This window comes from Cyanobium usitatum str. Tous, from assembly GCF_003011885.1.
GTDB lineage: Bacteria > Cyanobacteriota > Cyanobacteriia > PCC-6307 > Cyanobiaceae > Cyanobium_A > Cyanobium_A usitatum.
Window position 1 is genome coordinate 25,154 of record NZ_PXXO01000011.1, and the last position, 19,725, is coordinate 44,878.

Consider the following 19,725-nt stretch of genomic DNA (forward strand, 5'->3'; position numbering starts at 1 on the left):
GATCACCCATGTCGCTCTCCGATAATTTCATCAAACGGCCGGTTCTGACGACCGTTTGCAGCATTTTGATCGTGCTGATGGGCATCATCGCGATCCCAACCCTGCCAATTGAGAACCTCCCCAACATCGCGCCGCCCCTGATTCAGGTGACGGCCAACTACGGCGGGGCCAACTCCGTGGTGACCGAACAGGCGGTGACCAATCCGCTCGAGCAGCAGATCAACGGTGTGCCTGGTGCCGCCTATATCTCCTCCACTAGCTCGAATACGGGGCAGAGCATCATTCAGGTTTATTTCAACGAAGACACGGATATCAACATCGACCAGGTGAACGTGCAGAACCGCGTGTCCCTGGCTATGCCCCAGTTGCCGCAGCAGGTGTCGGCCACGGGGGTGTCGGTGATGCAGAGCACGCCCTCGATCCTGCTGGCCTATCAGGTGACCTCAACCGAGGGACAGTTTGATTCGCCTTATATCAATGGCCTCATCTATGAGCAGCTCTATTACCAACTGGAACGGGTTCCCGGCGTCGCCCAGGTGAGCATGTTGGGCGGTAGCAATCCAGCTTTCTGGCTGTTTGTTGACCCCAACAAACTCACGGCAAACCAATTGACCGCCGATCAGATCGTTAATGCTGTCAAGAGTCAAAACAGTGTTGCGATTGGCGGTCTGATCGGTGGCCCGCCAGCCGGAGGAGACCAGCTCTTCGCCTACCCGATCCTGGTGGCCGACAACGGCAACCTGATGTCGGTGGAGCAGCTCAACGATTTGATCGTGGGCAAGTCACCCCAGGGCAACCTGCTGCGGCTCCGGGATGTGGGTCAGGCCACCTACGGCTTCAATACATTTGCCCAGCAGGCCGTCAGCGTTGAGGGCAACCCAGCGATCACCGTGGCGGTGTTCCAGACCCCCGAGAGCAACGCGCTGGATGTGTCGGAAGCGGTCGTAGCGGTGATGGACCAGTTCTCCCAGACCGTGCCTGCGGGGATCACCGTTACGCAGATCTACAACATCGGCCAGTTCATCGAGTCGGCCGTGAGTGGTGTGACCGATGCCCTAGGCCTGGCGATCGTGCTGGTGCTGGTGATCCTGTTCCTGTTTCTGCAGAACTGGCGCGCCACGGTGGTTCCCAGCCTGGCGATTCCAATCTCCCTGATCGGCACCTTTGCCTTCATCAAGGCGTTTGGCTTTTCGATCAACCAGCTGACCCTGCTGGGCTTGGTGCTCGCCACCGGCCTGGTGGTGGATGACGCCATCGTGGTGATTGAGGCCGTCTCCAAAAACCTCGAAAGTGGCATGAGCCCGCGCAAGGCGGCGATGGAGTGCATGGGCAGCCTGATCGGCGCGTTGATTGCCACCTCCTTGGTGTTGATGGCGGTGTTCGTGCCGGTGGCCTTCTATCCGGGCGGCATCGGGATTATTTACAAGCAGTTTGCGCTCACGATCGCCTTCTCGATCGCCATCTCCACCTTCAACGCCCTCACCTTCTCGCCGATGATGTCGGCCCTGATCCTCAAGCAGGAGAAGCCCCCGAAGCCGAAGGGTTGGGGTTGGACGATCGGGGGCGTGGTGGTGGGTCTGGCCTTCGGTCGCTTCAGTGCGGCCTCCTTCGGCCCTGGTGCCTATGTGTTCGGGGTGGTGCTGTTCGGCATCGCCGGCAGCCGGCTGGCCCTGATCTTTGATCGCTTCAACAGCTTCTTTGCCTGGCTGCAGCAGCGCTATGCCGAGCTGCTGGGGGTGCTGATCCGCAAGCGCAAACTGGTGTTCTCCGGGTTGATCGGCGGCATCGTGCTCACCGCTCTGGCGTTTTCTGCTCTGCCTTCGGCGTTCATTCCAGAGGAAGATCAGGGCTACGGGGTGGGGATCTTCCAGCTGCAGAACGGTGCCTCCCTCACCCTCACCCAGCAGACAGGCCAGGAGATCGCCAAGGTGCTCAAGCAGGAGCCCGATATCACCGCGGCTTCGGTAATCAGTGGCTACGGCTTCAACGGCTCCAGCCCGGATCAGGGGGTGTTTTTCTTTGGCCTGAAGCCCCTGGAGGAGCGCAGTGGGGCCGATCAGAAGGCCCCGGCCATCGTGGCGCGGCTCAATGCCAAGCTCTCCAAAATAAGTAGCGGTCTGGTGGTGGCCGCCCAGCCCCCGGCAATTCCGGGCTTTTCGGCCCAGGGGGGCTTCTACTTCCAGTTCAACGATCTCAGCAACGGCTCCTACAGCTTCAACCAGCTCGATCGTCTGGCCCAGGAGTTGGTGGCCGCCGGCACTGCCTCGGATCAGTTTTCCAGCCTCTACACCCAGTTCATTCCCAGCGCGCCGGCTTTTGGCCTCACGATTGATCGCTCGATCATGGGTACTCTGAATATCGACTTCCAGCAGGCGATGCAGACGATCGCTGTGCTCGCCGGTGGCAACTATTCCGGACTCACCTATGAGAACGGGCAGGTGCGCAACATCTATGTGCAGTCCGAGGCGTCGGGGCGCAGTACGTTAGAGGATGTGCTCAGCTATTACGTTCGCAACCGCGACAATAAGCTGGTGCAGGTGAGCGAGTTTGCCTCGTCTGATCTCACCAGTGCGCCGCCGGTGATCAGCCACTACAACCTGTACCGCACCATTCTGGTGCAGGGCGCTGAGGCCATCGGCAAGAGCTCGGGACAGGCCCTCACGGCTATTCAGCAGATTTTCAAGAAGCTGGATTTCAATAACATCGGTTATGCCTTCACGGGCCTGGCCTCGTTGCAGCTATCAGCTGGTAGCGCCAGCGTGCTGGTATTTGGCCTGGGTATTTTGATTGTTTATTTGGTGCTTTCGGCTCAGTACGAGAGCTACGTCACGCCGGTGATCATCCTGATGACGGTGCCGCTGGCCATGCTGGGTGCCCTGGTGTTCCTGGCTTTGCGCTCGATCGATCTCAACATCTATGCCCAGGTGGGTCTGGTCACCCTGATCGGTCTTGCGGCCAAGAACGGCATCCTGATTGTGGAGGTGGCCGAGGAGCATCTGGGGGAGGGAATGGGCATCGTTGAGGCGGCCATGGCAGCTGCCGAATCCCGCATGCGGCCGATCCTGATGACGGCTATTGCCTCGTTGGCCGGTTTCCTGCCGCTGGTGGTGGCCACCACCGCTGGCGCCAACAGCCAGCAGTCGCTGGGCACCGTGATATTTGGAGGCCTGCTGGTGGCCACTGTGCTGTCCCTGGGCGTGGTGCCTCCCTTCTATGTGCTGATCAAGCAGCTGGAGGAGCGTTGGTTCGGGGAGGGTGGCCAAGGTGACTCCCGAACCGTGGTTGTTCCTACCACCTCTGGACAAGATTGATGGCTGCTGAGTCTCGCCAGTCAAAGCCCAAGGGGTTTGGAATGATGACAAGGATTGTCTATTTCCATCAGGCCATTTGTTTGGCCTTTTTTGTATCCGGGTTGCGGCTCTCTTCAGTCCCTGGTGTCGAGCAGCTTGTGCTCCACCGCCTTGTGGGCATTGTGGTTTCGCTTGCCAGCCTGCTCGCCATGTTTGCTGTTGCAAACGGGAAGTCTCTGAAGGCTCTTGACTGGTTGCGAGTGGTTTTGTGGATTGGGGTTTTTAAGATCTTGATTGTTCAACTGTGGCTGCTTGGCCAAGGCGAAATTGGATTGCCCTCCTACACCCGTGCCATGTTGATCAACGAGTTGGTTGCAATTCCTCTTGCTTTGTACTGGTCTAGGCCCAGTCACTTTCATTATCTCTCTTCCGTCGATCGCGGGACTGGCTCTACAGCGGCTTGAGCCTTTATTGCTGCTCGTAGGGAGTTGGCCTGGATGCTGTTGGTGCGATGAACATTGAATAACGCGGAAGCCTGTGGTGGCCAGATGCATATGGCCAATAGTGAATTTGATATTGATTAAACGTCTTGGGTTAATCCGCTTTTGTCCCTTCGGATTGTGAGCTCAAGGTCATCATCCTCTGGACAAGGAAAATCAGTTGAGCGGCGCTCCATCCGGCCATCAAGACCCCGTTCACAGCTTCTCCCACGCTTAATAACTGCCAACATTTTGCCAGCGTGACATCTCCATAGCCAACTGTTGTGAATGTAATGCCGGAGAAATATATACTTTCTTCTAAGCCGTGAATCGCGCCGACGTGGCGATAGACCCATGCCCAGAGGAGAATTTCCAGGAATAATGTGGCCGCCGTCATGAGTGCGCCAATGGCAATCAGCAAGTGGCGCCGTCCGCTGCTTGTTGAGCGCCAGGCGCTGAGACCTTTTGAGTGAACCAGGTCTGCCTGTATGGATGTCACTACTGTATGGATGATTGTTGTGGCAATGAACATTCCCAGCACGATGCCCGGGAGGCTGCCGATCTCAGGGCAGCGCAAAAGCTGGGGCGTCGTTGGATAGTTGCTTAAGACGATCCCGGCCGCTGATGCTCCGCCCAGTAGCACCCATTTCATGTGTTTCCACCTCATCTGACCAGTCAATCCTCGAAGTTACTTGTCGTGAATGGCATCAGCCAATCGCTAGAGAGCCACTGCGATTCCCATGTTGGCCAACATGCCAGGAATCCAGGGGCAGGAGCTCGGCATAGCGGTGGCATGGGGACTGCGAGCATTTTGATGGATTCCGGCGCGAGAATCAACGGCTTCATGCGTCCGTTCCAGTTCGTTTGAATCTTTGATTGCATCCAGGCCGCCGACGTTGTGAGCATCTGCGCCAATCCCCTGGATTCACGCTTCGTAGAGTGTTGTGTGTGGGCAGCCTGAATTCTTTAGCGCGTCCTGGGCTTAATGATGGGTTTATTGAACAGTTATTTTGATCGTCCAGGTCTTCCTCGGCTGGCGCCGAGGTGGTCTCTGGGCTCCCCCATTGCGACCGACGGAGCACCAAGACTGCGGGCCTGATGCAACCCAGCCTCAGCGTCTGTGTCCGGGACTTCCCTTATCGGTTGGCGAAGGAGATGATTCTTCGCAACACTGATTTCTGACATGGCTGATCCTGGGTCTGCCAGCCAGGGCCTCGGCGCCCTGCTTGGTGAGCTGGCCGCTTTCGGCCTGGCGATCGGCTTCTCGCCGCTTCACATCGGTCTGTTGCTGTTGCTGTTGCTCGGCCCCCGGCCGCTGCAGCGGGGCGGTTGGTTTGTAGCCGGTTGGCTGATCACCGCCGTTTTGGTGGTATCGCTGCTCACCACCGCCGGCCATGGACTGTTCCTCGGCATGGACAAGGGCAGCAGCCACCGCACCGGCCTGGATCTGGTGGCCGCAGGCGTCCTGCTGGGGCTCGGGATGAAGGAACTGCTGAACAAAGGGGATGGGAGCGCAGAGCCCCCGGGTTGGACCAGCAAACTCGACCAGTTCTGCGCCATGCCGCTGCCGCTGCTGCTGGCGGTCAGTGCTGCCTTGGAGGTGGTCAGACCCGACGCTCTGTTTCTGTTCACCAAGACGGCCGGCAGCCTGTTGGCTGCCGGCCTGGGCACGGGCACAGAACTGCTCGCCACGGGTGTGTTCAGCCTGGTGAGCGCCAGCCTGCTGTTGATGCCGCTGTTGGCTCTGCTGTTGGCCGGCCCTGAGCGCGTGCTGGCGCTGTTGGAGCGGGGCAAGCAGTGGTTGTTCGCCAAAGGCGACCTGCTGGTGGGTCTGGTGAGCGTGGCCCTGGCGTTCTATCTGGGCTGGCAGGGCATCGAGAGCCTGCATCTGGGGTGAGCGAGAAGCAACGGGCTCTGGTGAAGCCCCAAGGGGGAAGGGGCGGCCCTCAGGTGATCACGGTGGGGCGATCCATCCCCGTGCGGGTCTTGATTTCGGCCAGTCCGTCGATTGCCGTGATCAGCTCGCCGAGGGCCATTTGGGGATCCTGGCTGAGGTTGCCGCTAGGGGGCACATAGCTCTCCAGGTACACCCGCAGGGTGGCTCCCTGGGTGCCGGTGCCGGAGAGGCGCAGCACCACTCGGCTGCCATCTTCGAGCAGCAGACGCAGGCCTTGGCCGCTTGTGAGAGATCCGTCCACCGGATCGGTGTAAGCGAAGTCGTCGGCGGTAGCGATACTGCGGCCGGCGAAGCTTTGGCCCACCAGTGCGGGCTGCATCTCCTTGATGCGGTTGTAGAGGCCGTGGGCGGCCTCGCTGGCGATGGCTTCGTAGTCGTGGCGAGAGTAGTAGTGCCGGCCGAAACGGCTCCAGTGCTCGGCCATGATCCTGCTCACCGGCGCCTGCTTCCTGGCCAGGATCTGCAGCCAGAAAAGCACCGCCCAGAGGCCATCTTTTTCGCGGATGTGGTTTGAACCCGTGCCGAAACTCTCCTCACCGCAAAGGGTGATCCGCCCCGCGTCAAGCAGGTTGCCGAAGAATTTCCAGCCCGTTGGCGTTTCGAAGCAGGCCAGACCAAGCTCCTTTGCCACCACATCGGTGGCGGCGCTGGTGGGCATTGAGCGAGCCACACCGGCAAGGCCATCGGCGTAGCCCGGGGCCAAGGTGGCGTTGGCGGTGAGCACCGCCAGGCTGTCGCTCGGGTTCACGAAGCAGCGCGCCCCCAGCACCATGTTGCGGTCGCCGTCGCCATCGCAGGCGGCACCGAACTTGTAGGCATCGCTGCCCATTAGCAGCTCGGCCAGGTCGTGGGCGTAGGTGAGGTTGGGATCGGGGTGGCCGCCGCCGAAATCTTCCAGGGGGATGCCGTTGCGCACCGTGCCCGCGGGAGCGCCGAGCAATTCTTCGAAGATCCGGCTGGCGTAGGGGCCGGTCACCGCGTGCATGGCATCGAAGGCCATCGGAAAGTCGCCCCGCAGCAGATCGCCGATCTGGTCGAAGTCGAACAGGCGCTGCATCAGCGCTACGTAGTCGTCGACGCCATCAATAACCTCAACCTGCAGGTCGCCAATGCTGCTGAGCCCTGGCGTTGAGAGGTCGGGATCGCTGCCGCCTGCGCAGATCCGATAGCCGCCTAGTTCCAAGGTGGCGGCGTAAATCGCGTCGGTGATCGATTCCGGCGTGGGGCCGCCGTTGGCGCCGTTTATTTTGACGCCGAAATCGCCATCGGGGCCGCCGGGGTTATGGCTGGCCGAGAGGATCACCCCGCCTACGGCGCCGTGTTGACGTATCAGGTGGGAGGCGGCTGGGGTGGAGAGGATGCCGCCGGTGGTGGTAATCAGCCGGGCCACGCCATGGGCGGCGGCCATGCGGGCGATCACGCTGATGGCTGCGAGGTTGCCGTAGCGACCGTCACCTCCCACTACCAAGGTGCCGCCGGCCACGCCTGGCAGCACCTGCAGGCTCGCTTCGATGAAGCTCTCTAGGTAGTGGGGCGTCTGGAATTGGCGACTGCTCTTGCGCAGACCGGAGGTGCCGGGCTTCTGGTCGCTGAAAGGCTGGGCCAGGGAAATCTGCCGAATGCTCAAGGGATTACTGCTGGTCATCGGCCGAATCCACAGGGGCACTGGGGCACCAAATTAGCCTTGGCTTGTCACCTTTCCAGAACTGACTAGCTTCCAAGGGAAGGCAGTTGAATGGGGACAGGGGTGTTGGCCGAAAACAGGTTTGCCAGCGGGCATATTTGGAGAGTGGCTTGCTTAGCTGGCTTGGCGCTAACAGCCAGCTCTCTAGCGGCCACAGAAGCCGGCCAGGCGGCAGTGATGGGGGGAGCCCGCGCCCTTCCGTTGGGGGAGGCGGTGCAGCGCAGTCGGTTGGCAGCTGAAGCCGTGATCCAGCGACGCGGCAAGGAAACCTGCCTGCGCGGCAAGCTCACCAATGCCTTACTGGGCCTCTCTGCCAGCTGTGAAGTTGCCGCTCAGAAGGATGGTCTCTGTGCCCTGGCCGATCAGGCGGTGGTGCAGGTCGGCTGGTCGCTCGCTTTTATGGACAGCACTGCCCAGCAGGTGCTGAACCTGATCGAGAGCCAGCCGGGATCAGGATCGGGACCAGGATCAGGATCCAGGAATTAGGTTGAACACACCTTTTTTCTCCTTGGGTTTGGTGTCGGTTTTGCTCGGGGCGACCGAGCGGGTCTGCTGTTTGCAGAAGGGGATCACGTCTTGGCCGGTTCGGTTGAGAGCTTCGCGCCTTTCAAAAGTGTTTGTGGTAGCTGGCTTTGCCCGTTCGAGGATTGTCCAGATGGCGTCCTTGCAGGTGGCGCCAAGGCGGGGGTGATCCATCAGCGGATCGGCCATGGTGCTTGCCTTGCCGCAGGCTTCAATTGTGTTGTCTCTTCCGCAGGCGAAGGTTTGGAGCTGGAGCTCGCGCAACAGGTCCATGGATGGGTACGGCGGGTCCTTGGGTGCTGCCTGTAGGGGGGCAGCCAGCAGGGCGATCAGGCCAAGGGCAAGTGCGGGATCAATCCGAGGCGCGGCCATGGTTCCACCGGGGTTGCTCCCATCATGGCGGTCATGGCAGCTGGGCTAGCCCCTGACGCAGCGGCTGTTGCTGCTGGCTCCAGTGGGCAGCGATCGCGGGGCCCACAAGGGGTGCGGCGATCGCCAGAGCCCCCCGCAACCAACCCTGCTGCCGCAACTGCTCTCCCCGGGCGGCTTCGGCAGCCTGCAGGGTTTGCATGCGGATGATTTCGGGCCGCCGCTCCGCCTCAATTTGGACGGCCACCCCATCAAGGGCAGCGCCGCTGCAGCCACTGCTGAGCAGAGGCAACAACCGCATGGCGGCTACCCAGGCATCACGCAGGGCCATGTTGATGCCCTGGGCTCGCACCGGTCCCATCGGGTGGGCCGCATCGCCAAGCAGTAGCAGGCCCGGTTGGCACCAGCGCTCCGCTAGTCCCACCTGCACCGTCAGCCGGTTGGGCGCCCCCAATCCGCCGCGCCACTGCCGTAGCCAGGCCGCTAACTGAGGCGGACTCAAGGCTGCCATCCGCTCGATCCAGCCTTCTCTGCTGAGCTCTGGTGTGGCTTGAGACTTGCCTATAACCCAGCCCAGCTGCACGCCGCCGCTGGCGCTTTCGAAAGCGCTGAAAACCCCCTGGGGCCCCACCAGGGTGGTGAAGGAGCCAGCTAAGGGCGAGGCCGCGGGACTGGCCAGTTGAAACCAGAGCAAGTCGATCGGGCTGGGGCTGCTCTGCAGAGCTAGCCCTGCCTTCTGGCGCACCAGGGAGCCCCGGCCATCGCAGCCGACGACAAGGTCGGCAGGTAGCTGACTGCCATCGCGCAGTTGCACCCCCGCCACCCGCTCCTGCTGCCACAGCAGGTCAACCACCGGTTGGCCCCGCTCAATCGCAAAGGAGGGGTAGGTGCTGCCCCGTTTCAGCAGGGCCTCCAGCAGGGCGGGCTGGCTCACCAGGGTGCAGGGCCGGCTGGGATCACCGCCGAGGGGCTCGGTGGCGGTGAATAGCTCCTGGCCATTCACCACGAAGCGCCATTCCACCAGGGGCCGGTGGGGCAGGCCTGGAATCAGCTCGAGCAGCCCCATGGCCGCTAGGGCCTCTAGCCCTGAGGGCATCAGCGCTTCGCCGCGGAATTGACGCTCCAGGTTGGTGCCGGCCTCCACCAGGGTTACGGCCATACCGCCACGGGCCAGCAGTAGGGCCAAGCTGGCCCCCGCCGGTCCGGCACCCACCACCACCACCTTGGTGCGGTGGCTCAAGGGGCCACTCAAACGAAGGAGTTGTAGTTGCGAGTGGCGCCGCTCACCGGATCGACATGGCCCGTCAACTGGCTTTTCTTGCTGAGCAAATATTCCACCAGCTCCTGCTGAACGGCCAACAGTTCATTGGTGCAGCCGCGGAATGCGGCCCGGTGGCGTATTTCATCGTGCCGGGTGTGCAGGTCGCGCAGCATCAGCTGGATGGCATCCAGGGTGGCCGACGTGTTGCGGGAGGCCGGCGGGGCATTCAAGGCACGCTCCGTTCCACTGACCATGGCCACAGCATTGAGGGGAAGGCCAAGCGTAGGAGGGGGGCCGCCTGGATCACGGCTCCCGATCAGCAGTCGCCAAACAGGGTGCTGGACACCTGATGGAATGTTTCAAAGGTGTCTTGGTGGTCCAGCCCGCTCACCGCCAGGGAGACGGTCTGTTGGAAGGGGTTGCATTCCACCGCCAGGCTCACTGCCTTGGCGCCATGGTCGGCATGGAAAGCGGCGCTCTGGCCGTCAACGGCGTAGAGGGTTTCGGGGGCGTGGGTGAAGCCGAGCTGGTTGGCCAGCAGGCTGATGCCGGCGAGGGACTGGGCCAGGCTGCCGTCGCAGCGGATGGCAGTGGTGTAGACCACCGGCGCAGCGGGGGTGGTGTCCTCACCCGGCAACACCAGGGAGCTCGCCAACGACTTCATCAGGCTGCCGGTCTTAGCCAAGCTGCCGGTCTTCACCAAGGTTTTCATCGGCGTCGTTGGCCATCCGAACAGTTGAACTTTAGGTGCAGATCGCTAGATGTGGTGCTTGGGGTTGCTAGAGGCCCACATATGGTGGGTGGAGCGCCCATACCCCGCTTTCCCGACTCAGCTGCGCTGAACCCAGCTCCATCAAGGGTTGATCTGTTGCGATTGCTGGCCCGGTCTGCTGCAGGGGCTCTGTTCTCGCGAGACGAGCGACCTTGCCCGTCCGACTCGGATCAAGGGGGTAGGACGTTTATTCCGATATTTCTTTGCTGACGAAGCAATTGCGACCCTTCGCTTTTGCCTCATAGAGCAACTTGTCAAGCTCTTGAATCACGTCTTCAAAAATGACTTTAACGCCAGAAGCGCAATAAAGTATGCCTGCACTCATTAAGATCCCTTCGGGGAAATCAGAGGCTCGTTTCGCTTGGCTTCGGAGACCATCTTGAATGGCGCTGAGCCAACTTATGGTTTCATCGGGCAACTGCGAGGGAATGGCGATAACAAATTCGTCGCCGCCAAATCTTGCGGCAAATGCCTGATCTCCTAATTGCGCTGATAATGCAGCTCCAACCCGCTTCAGAGCCTCGTCTCCTCTTGCGTGTCCGTAGTTGTCATTGATCAACTTGAAGTTGTCAATGTCAATCATGATCAGGCTAATAGGCTCCGTTGCCTGAGTTTTTAGTCGCAATTTCTCGAACTGCTCAATGAATGCGTTTCTTCGCAGGCATCCGGTGAGCTCATCGATGTTGGCGCTGGCGTGCAAACGACTGTTTGCCTGTTTCAGGAGCTCAAGCTGACGCTCGAGTTGACGTCTTTCCCATGGATGGGCGTTGGCCGAATTGAGGTTGGTAGATACGGCTTCCTCGCTGAGGGCATCCCGTTGGGCTTGGCCTGAGAGCTGGGCAACCATGCCTGTCACATCAATGGCTGTGCCATAGGTGCCGATCACCTCTCCATTCTGATTGCGACGGGATCGGGCGGTGTAGGCCAAAATGACCGGCTGACCATCAACACGTAAGTGCTTAGTGATGTGGTTGTTCACTGAGTCACCAGCTAGTAACCTCTGAAATATCTGGAGGTCGTAAAGTAATTGATCAGGGTCAACTCTTTCGGTAAAGAAACTACCTAGCAGGCCTTCGGGGGGCGATGCCGTAAATGGCATTGCACGCAGAGTTAAGGTATGACCATTTCCCTTCAATGTCGACCTCCCAGAATAGATCTGGATGGCTCTCTATCAGCTCTTGTGGGAAATTAAGATTTGACGCAAATTTGGGAAGATAATTATGGCTATTTTGGGGCGGGCAGGCCGTGCTTGCTAAATAGTTATTCCGAGAATCCTCAGGTGAAGTATCGGCGTCAGTCATGTATTGATCTTTTTGTAAATGCTAGGGAATAGGCATCCGCTGGGGCCTCGGAGGCGTACTGTTAAAAATTAAATGCTCTGCATTTTTTGTGATTTTACGCCATTATGCATCGCCTTGGCGTAACGCGTAGTAAATCTTATGGCCAGGCATGGGTTATGGCTCTGAAGTGTTCTATGCAGTGCTTGCATAGAAGCCTGGCTTACAGTGTTATCGCTACATCTCAGCGATCCCCGTTCTCCCCTGAGTCAATATTTAGAACTGAGGTGGTGTGAGTTTGGCTTGAACCCGTCTCTGAATGCCGCTGCCCCGAACAATTGCTTGTGCAACATTCCTTCAATGTATGGGCAATGAATTCAGGTTCATTGTTCATTCGCCGATGGGTAGGTGCCGATACCTCCAATTCTGGCTGGTGTCGCTGATCAGCAGATCAGCGAGCCCAAGTTCCACTACGCAGGTGGCGGTGTCAGCGGCTCCGGCGTAGATCAGCAGTGAATCCTCCTGTTGGATGATGCCAGTGGGGAACACCACATTTGGCACAAATCCCAGACATTCATACTCCATCTCTGGTGCCAAGATCTGCTCTCCTGCGCTGAGAATCTTCGAGGGCTGATCGAGATCCAAAAGCAGCTTTCCAGCCCCATAGCTGCCGATGCCGCTTTCACCTTCGCCCTTATCGTTGCCGTGATATATCACCAACCATCCCTCCCTTGTGCGGATCGGTGGTGTGCCCGCGCCGATGCGGCCGCAATCCCAGCCTGCACTAGAGCCCAGCAGGGGCTGGTGCTTGCCCCAATGCAGTAGATCGGGTGATGAGGCCAGCCAAATCTCCGGACGGGAAAAATCATGGGCAGTGGTGGGCCGATGCAGCGCGAAATACTGGCCGCCGATACGCTCAGGGAACAGCACCACATCCTTGTTTTCCGGGCAGAAGATCGGCCCGTGGAACTTGAAGGAGCTGAAATCAAGTGTAGAGGCCAAGGCTGTTGCCGCACCGTGGGGGGATACGGCTACATAGGTGATATAAAAATGACCATCAATTGGCGTGATGCGGGGATCCTCGATGCCATAGCTCTCACAGCCGAGGCTGGGCCGGAGGATTTGCTGCTCACTGGGCTCGATCTGGCGCCCGTTAGCGCTGCGAACTACGCGCAGATGGGAGGTGGAAGTGAGTCGCAGCAGGCCCGTTTCCTTGATCTTCACCACCCTGGCATCTTCAACAATCAGTTCCTGCTCAGCCAGCCAGTCGATAACTATTTTTCCTGCCTCCAGATCCCAGTGCGGCAAACCCACGAAACCCGGCCGGATCTGCCGAGGCGCCTCGGCCACCCTGATCAGAAGCACAACTCCCTGCTCCGTTGTGACGGCGCCTGGATTGAAGGCGCCAACAACCCGCATGTCTTGCTGAGAAGGGGCAAGCTGCCCAGGGGTCAGCAGGCAGCTGCTAAATAAACGGGGTCTCATCCGCCAGGCTCAGCTAGCCGGGTTGCCGCGCAGGCCATGGCAAGGGAGTTGCGGCCATTCTCCTCAGTGATCAGCCGTTGATGGGAACGATCGGCAATCCAGGCGATCTGGTCTACGAACAGTGCCCGCAGCAGCTCGCAATAGCGGCGCATCTTCTCGGCCTCCAATCCAGCATGAAGATCGATCTTCTGATAGGTGTCAAAGTCTTTGTGGCGTCCTCGGGCTAGGCGCCTAGAGCCGCTATAGCTTTCGAGAACATCAAGCCTGGCGCCAGGGAAGATCTGCATCAACCTGCGCGATTGCTCTTCATCCACTACGGCCCGCAGCCGCACCCGAGTAGGTACCCATTCCTCCAGGGTCAATTCACCGTGTTCAAATAACAGCCTGAATTCCTGGCGCTCAAGCCGTGCCGGCTGGGTGAAGCCGTGATAGAAGTTTATTAGGGCACCATTGCCGTAGCGCACCACGCACTGCACCTGCTCCTCAATGCCGGAGCCTGGGCGCAGAGTCCGCTGGGAGGAGACAACCTCTCCCTTCCCCAGCCAACCTTCGAATAGATCAAAGAAATGTACGCCATGTTCAATGAAGATGCCGCCACTTTTGGTGCGATCCCAGAACCAATGCTCGGCTGAAAGCCCCTCATCGCCGGCGGCATTGTCAAACCAGCCATGCAGGCACTCGCCGATCACCTTGGAATCGATCAGTTGGCGCACGGCCTCAAACAGCGGGTTGTAGCGCTGCATCAGGTTGGCGATGCAGAGGCGATCGCTGGAGCGGGCCAGCTGCAACAGCTCATCAGCCTGGGCCAGGCTTAGCGCCAGTGGCTTTTCGCAAATCACATGCTTGCCTGCCTCCAGGGCTGCACGCACCTGGCCGTAATGGAGGAAGGGCGGCGTGGCGATGTAAACAAGGTCAACCTGATCAAGTTGGAGCAGGCTCTCCACATCGAGGGTTTCAGCAATTCCAAAACGGCGGGCCATGGCGAGGGCCGCCTCTCGATGGGTGCCAGCCATCGCCACCAGCTCCGCCCCCTCAACTTGTAGAAACTGTTGGAGAGCAAATAGGCCAAACCCACCCGCTCCAATGGCGCCGATGCGGATCTTATTCATGGCTTGGGGATTGAATGGCGAGCGAGTTCGATTAGTCGCATCTCCTGCAGAGCCAGGAGGAAGGCCAGGGTTGATTCGGCACCTTGGTTCATGTTTACGCTGTCGTCTTGAAGGCCATCGAAACAGCCGCCAGTGCGTGCGTCATAGAGCGGCAGGTGCAGGTCGTTGTCGCCTAGGAACCAGGCAAAGGCTCGCCAGGCCTCGCGCAGCCAGAAGCTATCGCCCGTAGCTGACCAGGCCTCAACGCAAGCCGACACTGAAGCGCAGGCCTCCAGTGGTTGCTGGTCGAAGGTGGCCCGCTGCTGGCCTCGGCGGTAGAAGCCATTGGAACCAATTGGCCTGAAATGGCCAGCTTCAGCGGTTTGCTCTGCCATCAACCAGCGCAGACTGCGCAGACCCACATCAAGGGCTTCGCTTCGATTCGACCAGCGGCCACTGAGGATCAGGGCGTGCGGCAGGGAAGCATTGTCGTAACTCAGCACATCCTCAAACCAGGGCCATTCATCACCGGAGTTTTGATCGAAGGCCACCAGTAACTGATCGGTGAGGGTATCGCGCATCAGATCGACGGTTCGATCACCACTCAGCTTGCGCAGATACTCATGAATAGCCTTGAGTCCAAGGGCCCAGGCCCGTGGACTCGTTGTTTTGGTGACCGAGGGCAGCGCCAGCTGAAACAGATCCACTGCCCAGTGGCGCAAATCATCGCGGCGGGATCTGCCTACACAGGCAGCCAGGGCTAGCAAGGTGCGGCCCAGGCAATCATCGGAGCCATCCTCATCGAGCCAGGTGCGCTCGAAGCTCATGAAGTTATGAAATCGGCAAGTTCCTGGGATGTAGGCATAGTTAATAAACGATGCATAACAAGTAGCCAGTGCTTGTACATCGGGCGTGGCATCGCCCGATTCTTCGAGCATTACAAGTAATTGCAGCGCGCGAACATTGTCATCCGTGCAATATCCTTCCTTGAAATTGGGAAATGTGAATTTGGCGTGCTGATAAACACCTGTTGAATCCGAGATTCTCTTCAGATGCTCAAGCCTTAAGGCCGGCAGCTCGCGCGGTTCCTGCTCCAGAGGCTTGATTGGGGAGTGCAGCACCACTCCGTTGCCACGCTCTAGCCTGGCTCGCTCAAAAGAGTTGGCATAAAGTTCAGCTACCTGGCTCCAGATCATGCCCCTACCCAGTAGGTAGGCCTGCTTGCGCATGGCATGTCTACGCACTTCATCGATCAACAAACCGATCAGGGCTTCGGCAATTGCATCACTGTTGCGAAAGGGCACTAACACGCCCCGGTCTTCAGCAAGCAGCTCTTCTGCGTGCCAGTAGGGAGTGGAGATCACCGCCTTGCCGCAACCGAAGGCATAGGAGAGGGTGCCAGAGGTGATCTGATCACGGTTGAGATAGGGAGTGATATAAATATCCGCAACACCAAGAAAATCTTTAAGCTCTTCAGCGCTCACAAAGCGGTTATAGAAGATCACCTGCTTTCTCACCCCAAGCTCAAGGGCAAGCCTCTCAAGGCTTAAGCGATAGGTTTCGCCCTGCTCTCGTAGCAGATGGGGATGGGTGGCACCCAATACGATATAGACGACCTCGGGGAACACCTTGACCACCTCAGGTAAGGCCCGGATAACGTTTTCTATTCCCTTGGCTGGCGAGATCAGCCCAAAGGTAAGAAGAACTTTTTTGCCCTCAACACCAAACTGATCTTTGTAATAGTTGGGATCTACAAACGGCATGTCTGGCACGCCATGGGGGATCACATCTAGATGATCTGCTTGCAACCCGTAGATTTCCTCAAGAATTCGGCGCCCCCGTTCACTCATCACAATGATCCGTGCTGAAAGTGCGGCGAGCTCCTTCATCACATGCAGATGTTCGGCGCTGGGCTCCTCCAGGATCGTATGGAGTTGGGTAACCACAGGGATATGGACGTGGCGTAAAAGTGTGAGGATATGCTTGCCAGCTGGGCCGCCATAGATGCCAAACTCGTGCTGGAGGCAGATGACATCAGTGTCGGTGAGATTCAGGAAATCGGCAGCGCGGCGATAGCTGCTCAAATCCTGCTCCGCAATCTCAAAACGAACTTCCGGTGGATAGGCGTAGCCTTCGGGAACGTCGTTTACCGCAACGATGAAGCATTCGTTGTCGGCTGCGTCGTCGGAGAGAGCTCGATAAACCGAGTGGGAGAAGGTGGCGATCCCACATTTCCTTGGCAGATAGTCGCCAATGATTGCAATTTTTCGAGTAGATCTTGGCTTCAAGGATATTTCTCCAGTGGGTTGGCCTTCAATTTTCGCAATAACTCATCAACGGATACGGTGGCAAAAGTGGCTGACTGATCGCTCATGGCGTAAGGTATGATCAGCTTATCGGCATGGATTAGTGATCCGCAACTATAGACAACATTCGGAACATATCCCTCTCTCTCCTCCTTGGTTGGCTCCAGCAGGGGCTCCTTGAGGCGGCCGATCACTTGGCTGGGATCGTTAATGTCGAGTAGAATCGCGCCTATGGTGTATCTACGCATTGGTCCAACGCCATGGGTTAGTACCAGCCAGCCGGCATCGGTTTCGATAGGCGAGCCACAGTTGCCAATCTGAACGAACTCCCAGGGGTAGGTGGGCCGCATCAAAATACGCTTTTCGTACCAGAAGTGCAGCTGATCTGAATACATCAGGTAGATATTCTCTCCATCCTGCCTGGAAAGCATGGCGTACGAGCCTCCCAGTTTCCTTGGGAATAGGGCCATGCCCTTATTTGCCACTTCAGGGCCGTTTAAGGTGCTTATCTTGAACTGGGTGAAGTCTTTAGTTTCCAGCAGCTGGGGGAAGACAAGCTGACCGTCATAGGCGCTATAGGTCGCATAATAGGTAGTCTGCCCGTTTTCCTCAAAAGCAACAAATCGAGCATCTTCAATGCCACGACTTTCGGTGGGAGAGGTGGGGAAGATAGCTCGCTCTGAGCAATCATCACCTGGGTCGAAGCTGAGCTCGTAGTTTGCGCGTGCCAGCGATAGTACGCTCTCCGCTATATGCATGCTGTCTGTATTGGCGAGACGGTCACTGCGCAGGGCCTGGTTGGTTAACTCCTTGAGTTCCTCAAAGCTGAAAAAATCAGGCAGCTGATCCATCAGCCGCTGAGCAAGATGCGTAAGCAAGCCCATTTCAACAAGCTTTCGCTCGAAAAGATGCTTTTCATAGCTTGGGTTTGGATGCACATCAGCAGCTGCCACAAAGGGGCTCGGCTGATCGAGGGCGATGCCTCCCTCTCGGTTGATAACGCCAGTGCGAAAAACAATTGAGGAGATATGGCCTTCGCCCGTCGCCCGTAGGCTTAGGAGAAAGCGCATGCTGCCTTCATCGATTCCCGATTGATCCGGATGCCGCACGATTGACGGATTGAAGAGAGCCGCCGCTTCAAGGGAATATTCCAGCGTGAAATAGGCACCGATCAGCAGCCTTTCGCAGCGGTTTAGGGGCCGATCGGTGATCAGATGCTCGCTCACATGTCCGAAACGAGTGAGCAGAAAGGCCTGCAACTTTTCATGGCGGCCTTCAAAGCTCTTCAGCATGATTGTGGCTTCGCGCTCCGCCTCGGAGCGGCTTAGGGCCATGACCCGAGCAACAATTCGTTGAATGCGTTCCCTGCCACTCGTTTCGAAGGCCCTTAAAAACACCCGCGAAGGGTCCGGTCGAATTTGAATATTTGTTCTGTTGACCTGAAGTGACATGGTTTATAGCCTGCCTAAGGGATCAAAAATGCTAGAAATAAAAAGTCGGGTTAAAAGCAAGAATATTGTTGCCTTTGTGTTTGGTACCCGTTCAGGCCTGGATTACTGCTGCGAATATTTGCCTTGCTGCACCCTAGATGCTGGCTTCAATTTTGGTTGCATTTCAGGTAAAAAGTATTCGCGATATGTTCCCTTGATGCTGCGATTTCAGCGACAGACTCACTTGCGACTCCAGTAGTCGTCCTTGCCTTGAGTTCGGCTTAGCTACTGCAGAACGAGTAACCCCTCCGCAGGGTCATCCAGGCGCTGGTCAGGAGCTGCTGCCGAGCGAGCTTGGTGTTGTTTCCAATGAATCACGCTTCCCCCCTTTGCACCCCGCTGCCGCAGCGGGTGCGTTGCCGTTCTTGCTTGCGGGCCAGCCGCTCGGTGATGCCGAGCTCAGCGCCTTTCCAGAGCCGATTGATCTCAGAGGTGAAGTGCTCGGCTAGCAGGGGGGACTCAAACACCAGCAGGGTTTCGTCGTTCTGGTGGGCGGCTGAGGGGCTCCAGTTGAAGGAGCCGGTGATCACGGTGCGGTTGTCGATGACAGCCAGCTTGTGGTGGAGTTTGTCGCCGCTGGCCAGGCGTGGTGTGCCGACACTTTCCAGGGGGCGCTGCCAGGGGCGGTTCGCCGCTTCCACGCCGCAACGGTGATCGGGCAGTTGGGTGCCGAGCAGATCGAGCACTTCGCTGAAGGCGCGGTTTGCAAAGCCGGGATCGGCCAGTAGGCGGATGGTTACCCCCTGCCCCTGCAGGCGGGCCATGGCATCGGCCAGCCGTTGTTCAGAGAGTACGAATAGGGCGAGATCCAGCTGCTTGCGGCTGCCGGAGAGCAACTTCTCCAATAGCAGCAGGCCCTGGTGGGGATCGCTGCGGCGATGGGGCGCGAACAGCACCGTCACCGGCGTTGCCCCCACCAGCAACTTTTGGGGAGCTCCGCCGCCCTTGCCCAGCCCAAAGCGGCTGTCGGGCTGGCCGCCGGGGCCGTCGCCCCACATCCGCTCAAACTCGGCCAGAAAGGAGTTGGCCAGTTCACGGCTGCGCAGACGCAGCAGGTGATTGACGTTGCCGCGGCTGCGGTCTGCCCCCGGATCGCCGTGGATGCAGGAGGGGGTGAAATTGGCTGAGCCGGTCACCACCACGGCCCGGTCCACCACCATGAATTTGTGGTGCATGAGGCCACTGCCGGCGCTGCCATCTGCGGTGTCATCGATCAGGGGCACGCCGGCCCGCTGCAGGATTGCCACAGCGTCTCCCCAACCGAGGGCCTTGAGCTGCTCATGGCGTGTGCGCTGGTGTGGGGCCAGATCCGCCGGATGTTCTTCGCTCCAGGGGCTGCTGTAGGTGTTTTCCAGCACCACCTTCACCGTCAGCCCCTCGCGGTGCTTAGCCGCCAGCGCTTCGGCCAGCTTCGGCAGCGACAGCTCCTGCACCGCTACCAGGATTTCCCGCCGCGCCGACTGAATACTTGCCAGCACGAAAGCCTCGAGATCATCGCCCTGACGCCATTGACCGGTGATAGGGCTGCGGTAGCGGCTGGTTTCAGCGTGGTTGAAGGCCAGCTCGATGCCCTTGGGCAGGGGCTTGGGCCGGGCTGACTGGCCAAGGAGCTGGGCGTCAGCGCTGCAGCCAGCTAAAGCCAAGCCCACAAGGCTTGCCCAGGCGAAGGGGTGGCGCGGCGAAAGGTTGGCCATGGCAGCCCTGGGCGGTTGTACCCAGGGTTCCCACATTGGATCAAGCTGGGG

16 protein-coding genes are annotated in these 19,725 nt (G+C 58.9%); 4 read left to right on the plus strand and 12 right to left on the minus strand.

All coding sequences use genetic code 11. From position 1 onward, the window contains the following. The first annotated feature begins 8 nt into the window (after nt 1-8). Both C7K55_RS09910 and C7K55_RS09915 read left to right on the plus strand, forming a co-directional pair. Nucleotides 9-3,311: an efflux RND transporter permease subunit gene (locus C7K55_RS09910; RefSeq protein WP_106632564.1), complete on the plus strand. Its 3,303-nt coding sequence runs from the start codon at nt 9-11 to the stop codon at nt 3,309-3,311. Then, nucleotides 3,311-3,754: a hypothetical protein gene (locus C7K55_RS09915; protein ID WP_106632565.1), complete on the plus strand. Its 444-nt coding sequence runs from the start codon at nt 3,311-3,313 to the stop codon at nt 3,752-3,754. Before C7K55_RS09910 ends, C7K55_RS09915 begins: the two co-directional genes overlap by 1 nt. Before the next feature lie 130 nt (nt 3,755-3,884). On the opposite strand, the gene C7K55_RS09920 is transcribed toward C7K55_RS09915, so the two are convergent. Beyond that, on the minus strand, nt 3,885-4,421 hold the full coding sequence (locus tag C7K55_RS09920) for a potassium channel family protein (RefSeq protein WP_161956158.1): 537 nt from the start codon (nt 4,419-4,421) through the stop codon (nt 3,885-3,887). Between the two features lie 531 nt (nt 4,422-4,952). Here C7K55_RS09920 and C7K55_RS09925 point away from each other — a divergent pair. Then, complete coding sequence (locus C7K55_RS09925) at nt 4,953-5,666, plus strand: GAP family protein (RefSeq protein WP_106632567.1); 714 nt, start codon at nt 4,953-4,955, stop codon at nt 5,664-5,666. A 49-nt stretch (nt 5,667-5,715) separates the two neighbouring features. Here C7K55_RS09925 and C7K55_RS09930 read toward each other — a convergent pair whose 3' ends face one another. Next, entirely contained in the window at nt 5,716-7,371 is a 1,656-nt protein-coding gene (locus C7K55_RS09930) for an alpha-D-glucose phosphate-specific phosphoglucomutase (RefSeq protein WP_106632568.1), read from the minus strand. A 144-nt stretch (nt 7,372-7,515) separates the two neighbouring features. Here C7K55_RS09930 and C7K55_RS09935 point away from each other — a divergent pair, with 144 nt between their 5' ends. Then, complete coding sequence (locus C7K55_RS09935) at nt 7,516-7,896, plus strand: hypothetical protein (RefSeq protein ID WP_241518301.1); 381 nt, start codon at nt 7,516-7,518, stop codon at nt 7,894-7,896. Here the strand turns inward: C7K55_RS09935 and C7K55_RS09940 are convergent. From C7K55_RS09940 to C7K55_RS09985, 10 genes are all read right to left on the minus strand, one after another. Then, nucleotides 7,879-8,304, minus strand: coding sequence for a hypothetical protein (locus C7K55_RS09940; protein WP_106632569.1), 426 nt, complete (start codon nt 8,302-8,304; stop codon nt 7,879-7,881). The genes C7K55_RS09935 and C7K55_RS09940 overlap by 18 nt on opposite strands. Before the next feature lie 31 nt (nt 8,305-8,335). Continuing rightward, nucleotides 8,336-9,541, minus strand: coding sequence for an FAD-dependent monooxygenase (locus C7K55_RS09945; RefSeq protein WP_106632570.1), 1,206 nt, complete (start codon nt 9,539-9,541; stop codon nt 8,336-8,338). Nucleotides 9,542-9,549: 8 nt separating this feature from the next. Next, the gene (locus C7K55_RS09950) at nt 9,550-9,792 is read right to left on the minus strand and encodes a hypothetical protein (RefSeq protein WP_315856801.1); all 243 of its coding nucleotides are present in this window, start codon (nt 9,790-9,792) and stop codon (nt 9,550-9,552) included. 86 nt (nt 9,793-9,878) lie between these two features. Further along, nucleotides 9,879-10,274: a hypothetical protein gene (locus C7K55_RS09955; protein WP_106632572.1), complete on the minus strand. Its 396-nt coding sequence runs from the start codon at nt 10,272-10,274 to the stop codon at nt 9,879-9,881. Nucleotides 10,275-10,521: 247 nt separating this feature from the next. Then, nucleotides 10,522-11,433 carry a GGDEF domain-containing protein gene (locus C7K55_RS09960; RefSeq protein ID WP_106632573.1) on the minus strand — a complete coding sequence of 304 codons (912 nt, stop codon included), beginning with the start codon at nt 11,431-11,433 and terminating at the stop codon, nt 10,522-10,524. 568 nt (nt 11,434-12,001) lie between these two features. Next, complete coding sequence (locus C7K55_RS09965; RefSeq protein ID WP_106632574.1) at nt 12,002-13,096, minus strand: glycoside hydrolase family 130 protein; 1,095 nt, start codon at nt 13,094-13,096, stop codon at nt 12,002-12,004. Next, nucleotides 13,093-14,205: a Gfo/Idh/MocA family protein gene (locus C7K55_RS09970; RefSeq protein WP_106632575.1), complete on the minus strand. Its 1,113-nt coding sequence runs from the start codon at nt 14,203-14,205 to the stop codon at nt 13,093-13,095. Before C7K55_RS09970 ends, C7K55_RS09965 begins: the two co-directional genes overlap by 4 nt. Then, nucleotides 14,202-16,472 carry a glycosyltransferase family 4 protein gene (locus C7K55_RS09975; RefSeq protein ID WP_106632576.1) on the minus strand — a complete coding sequence of 757 codons (2,271 nt, stop codon included), beginning with the start codon at nt 16,470-16,472 and terminating at the stop codon, nt 14,202-14,204. The genes C7K55_RS09970 and C7K55_RS09975 overlap by 4 nt, the downstream gene beginning before the upstream one ends. Next, complete coding sequence (locus C7K55_RS09980) at nt 16,469-17,941, minus strand: glycoside hydrolase family 130 protein (protein ID WP_106632577.1); 1,473 nt, start codon at nt 17,939-17,941, stop codon at nt 16,469-16,471. The genes C7K55_RS09975 and C7K55_RS09980 overlap by 4 nt, the downstream gene beginning before the upstream one ends. A gap of 353 nt (nt 17,942-18,294) precedes the next feature. Next, complete coding sequence (locus tag C7K55_RS09985; RefSeq protein ID WP_106632578.1) at nt 18,295-19,674, minus strand: phospholipase D-like domain-containing protein; 1,380 nt, start codon at nt 19,672-19,674, stop codon at nt 18,295-18,297. Nucleotides 19,675-19,725: the final 51 nt, after the last annotated feature.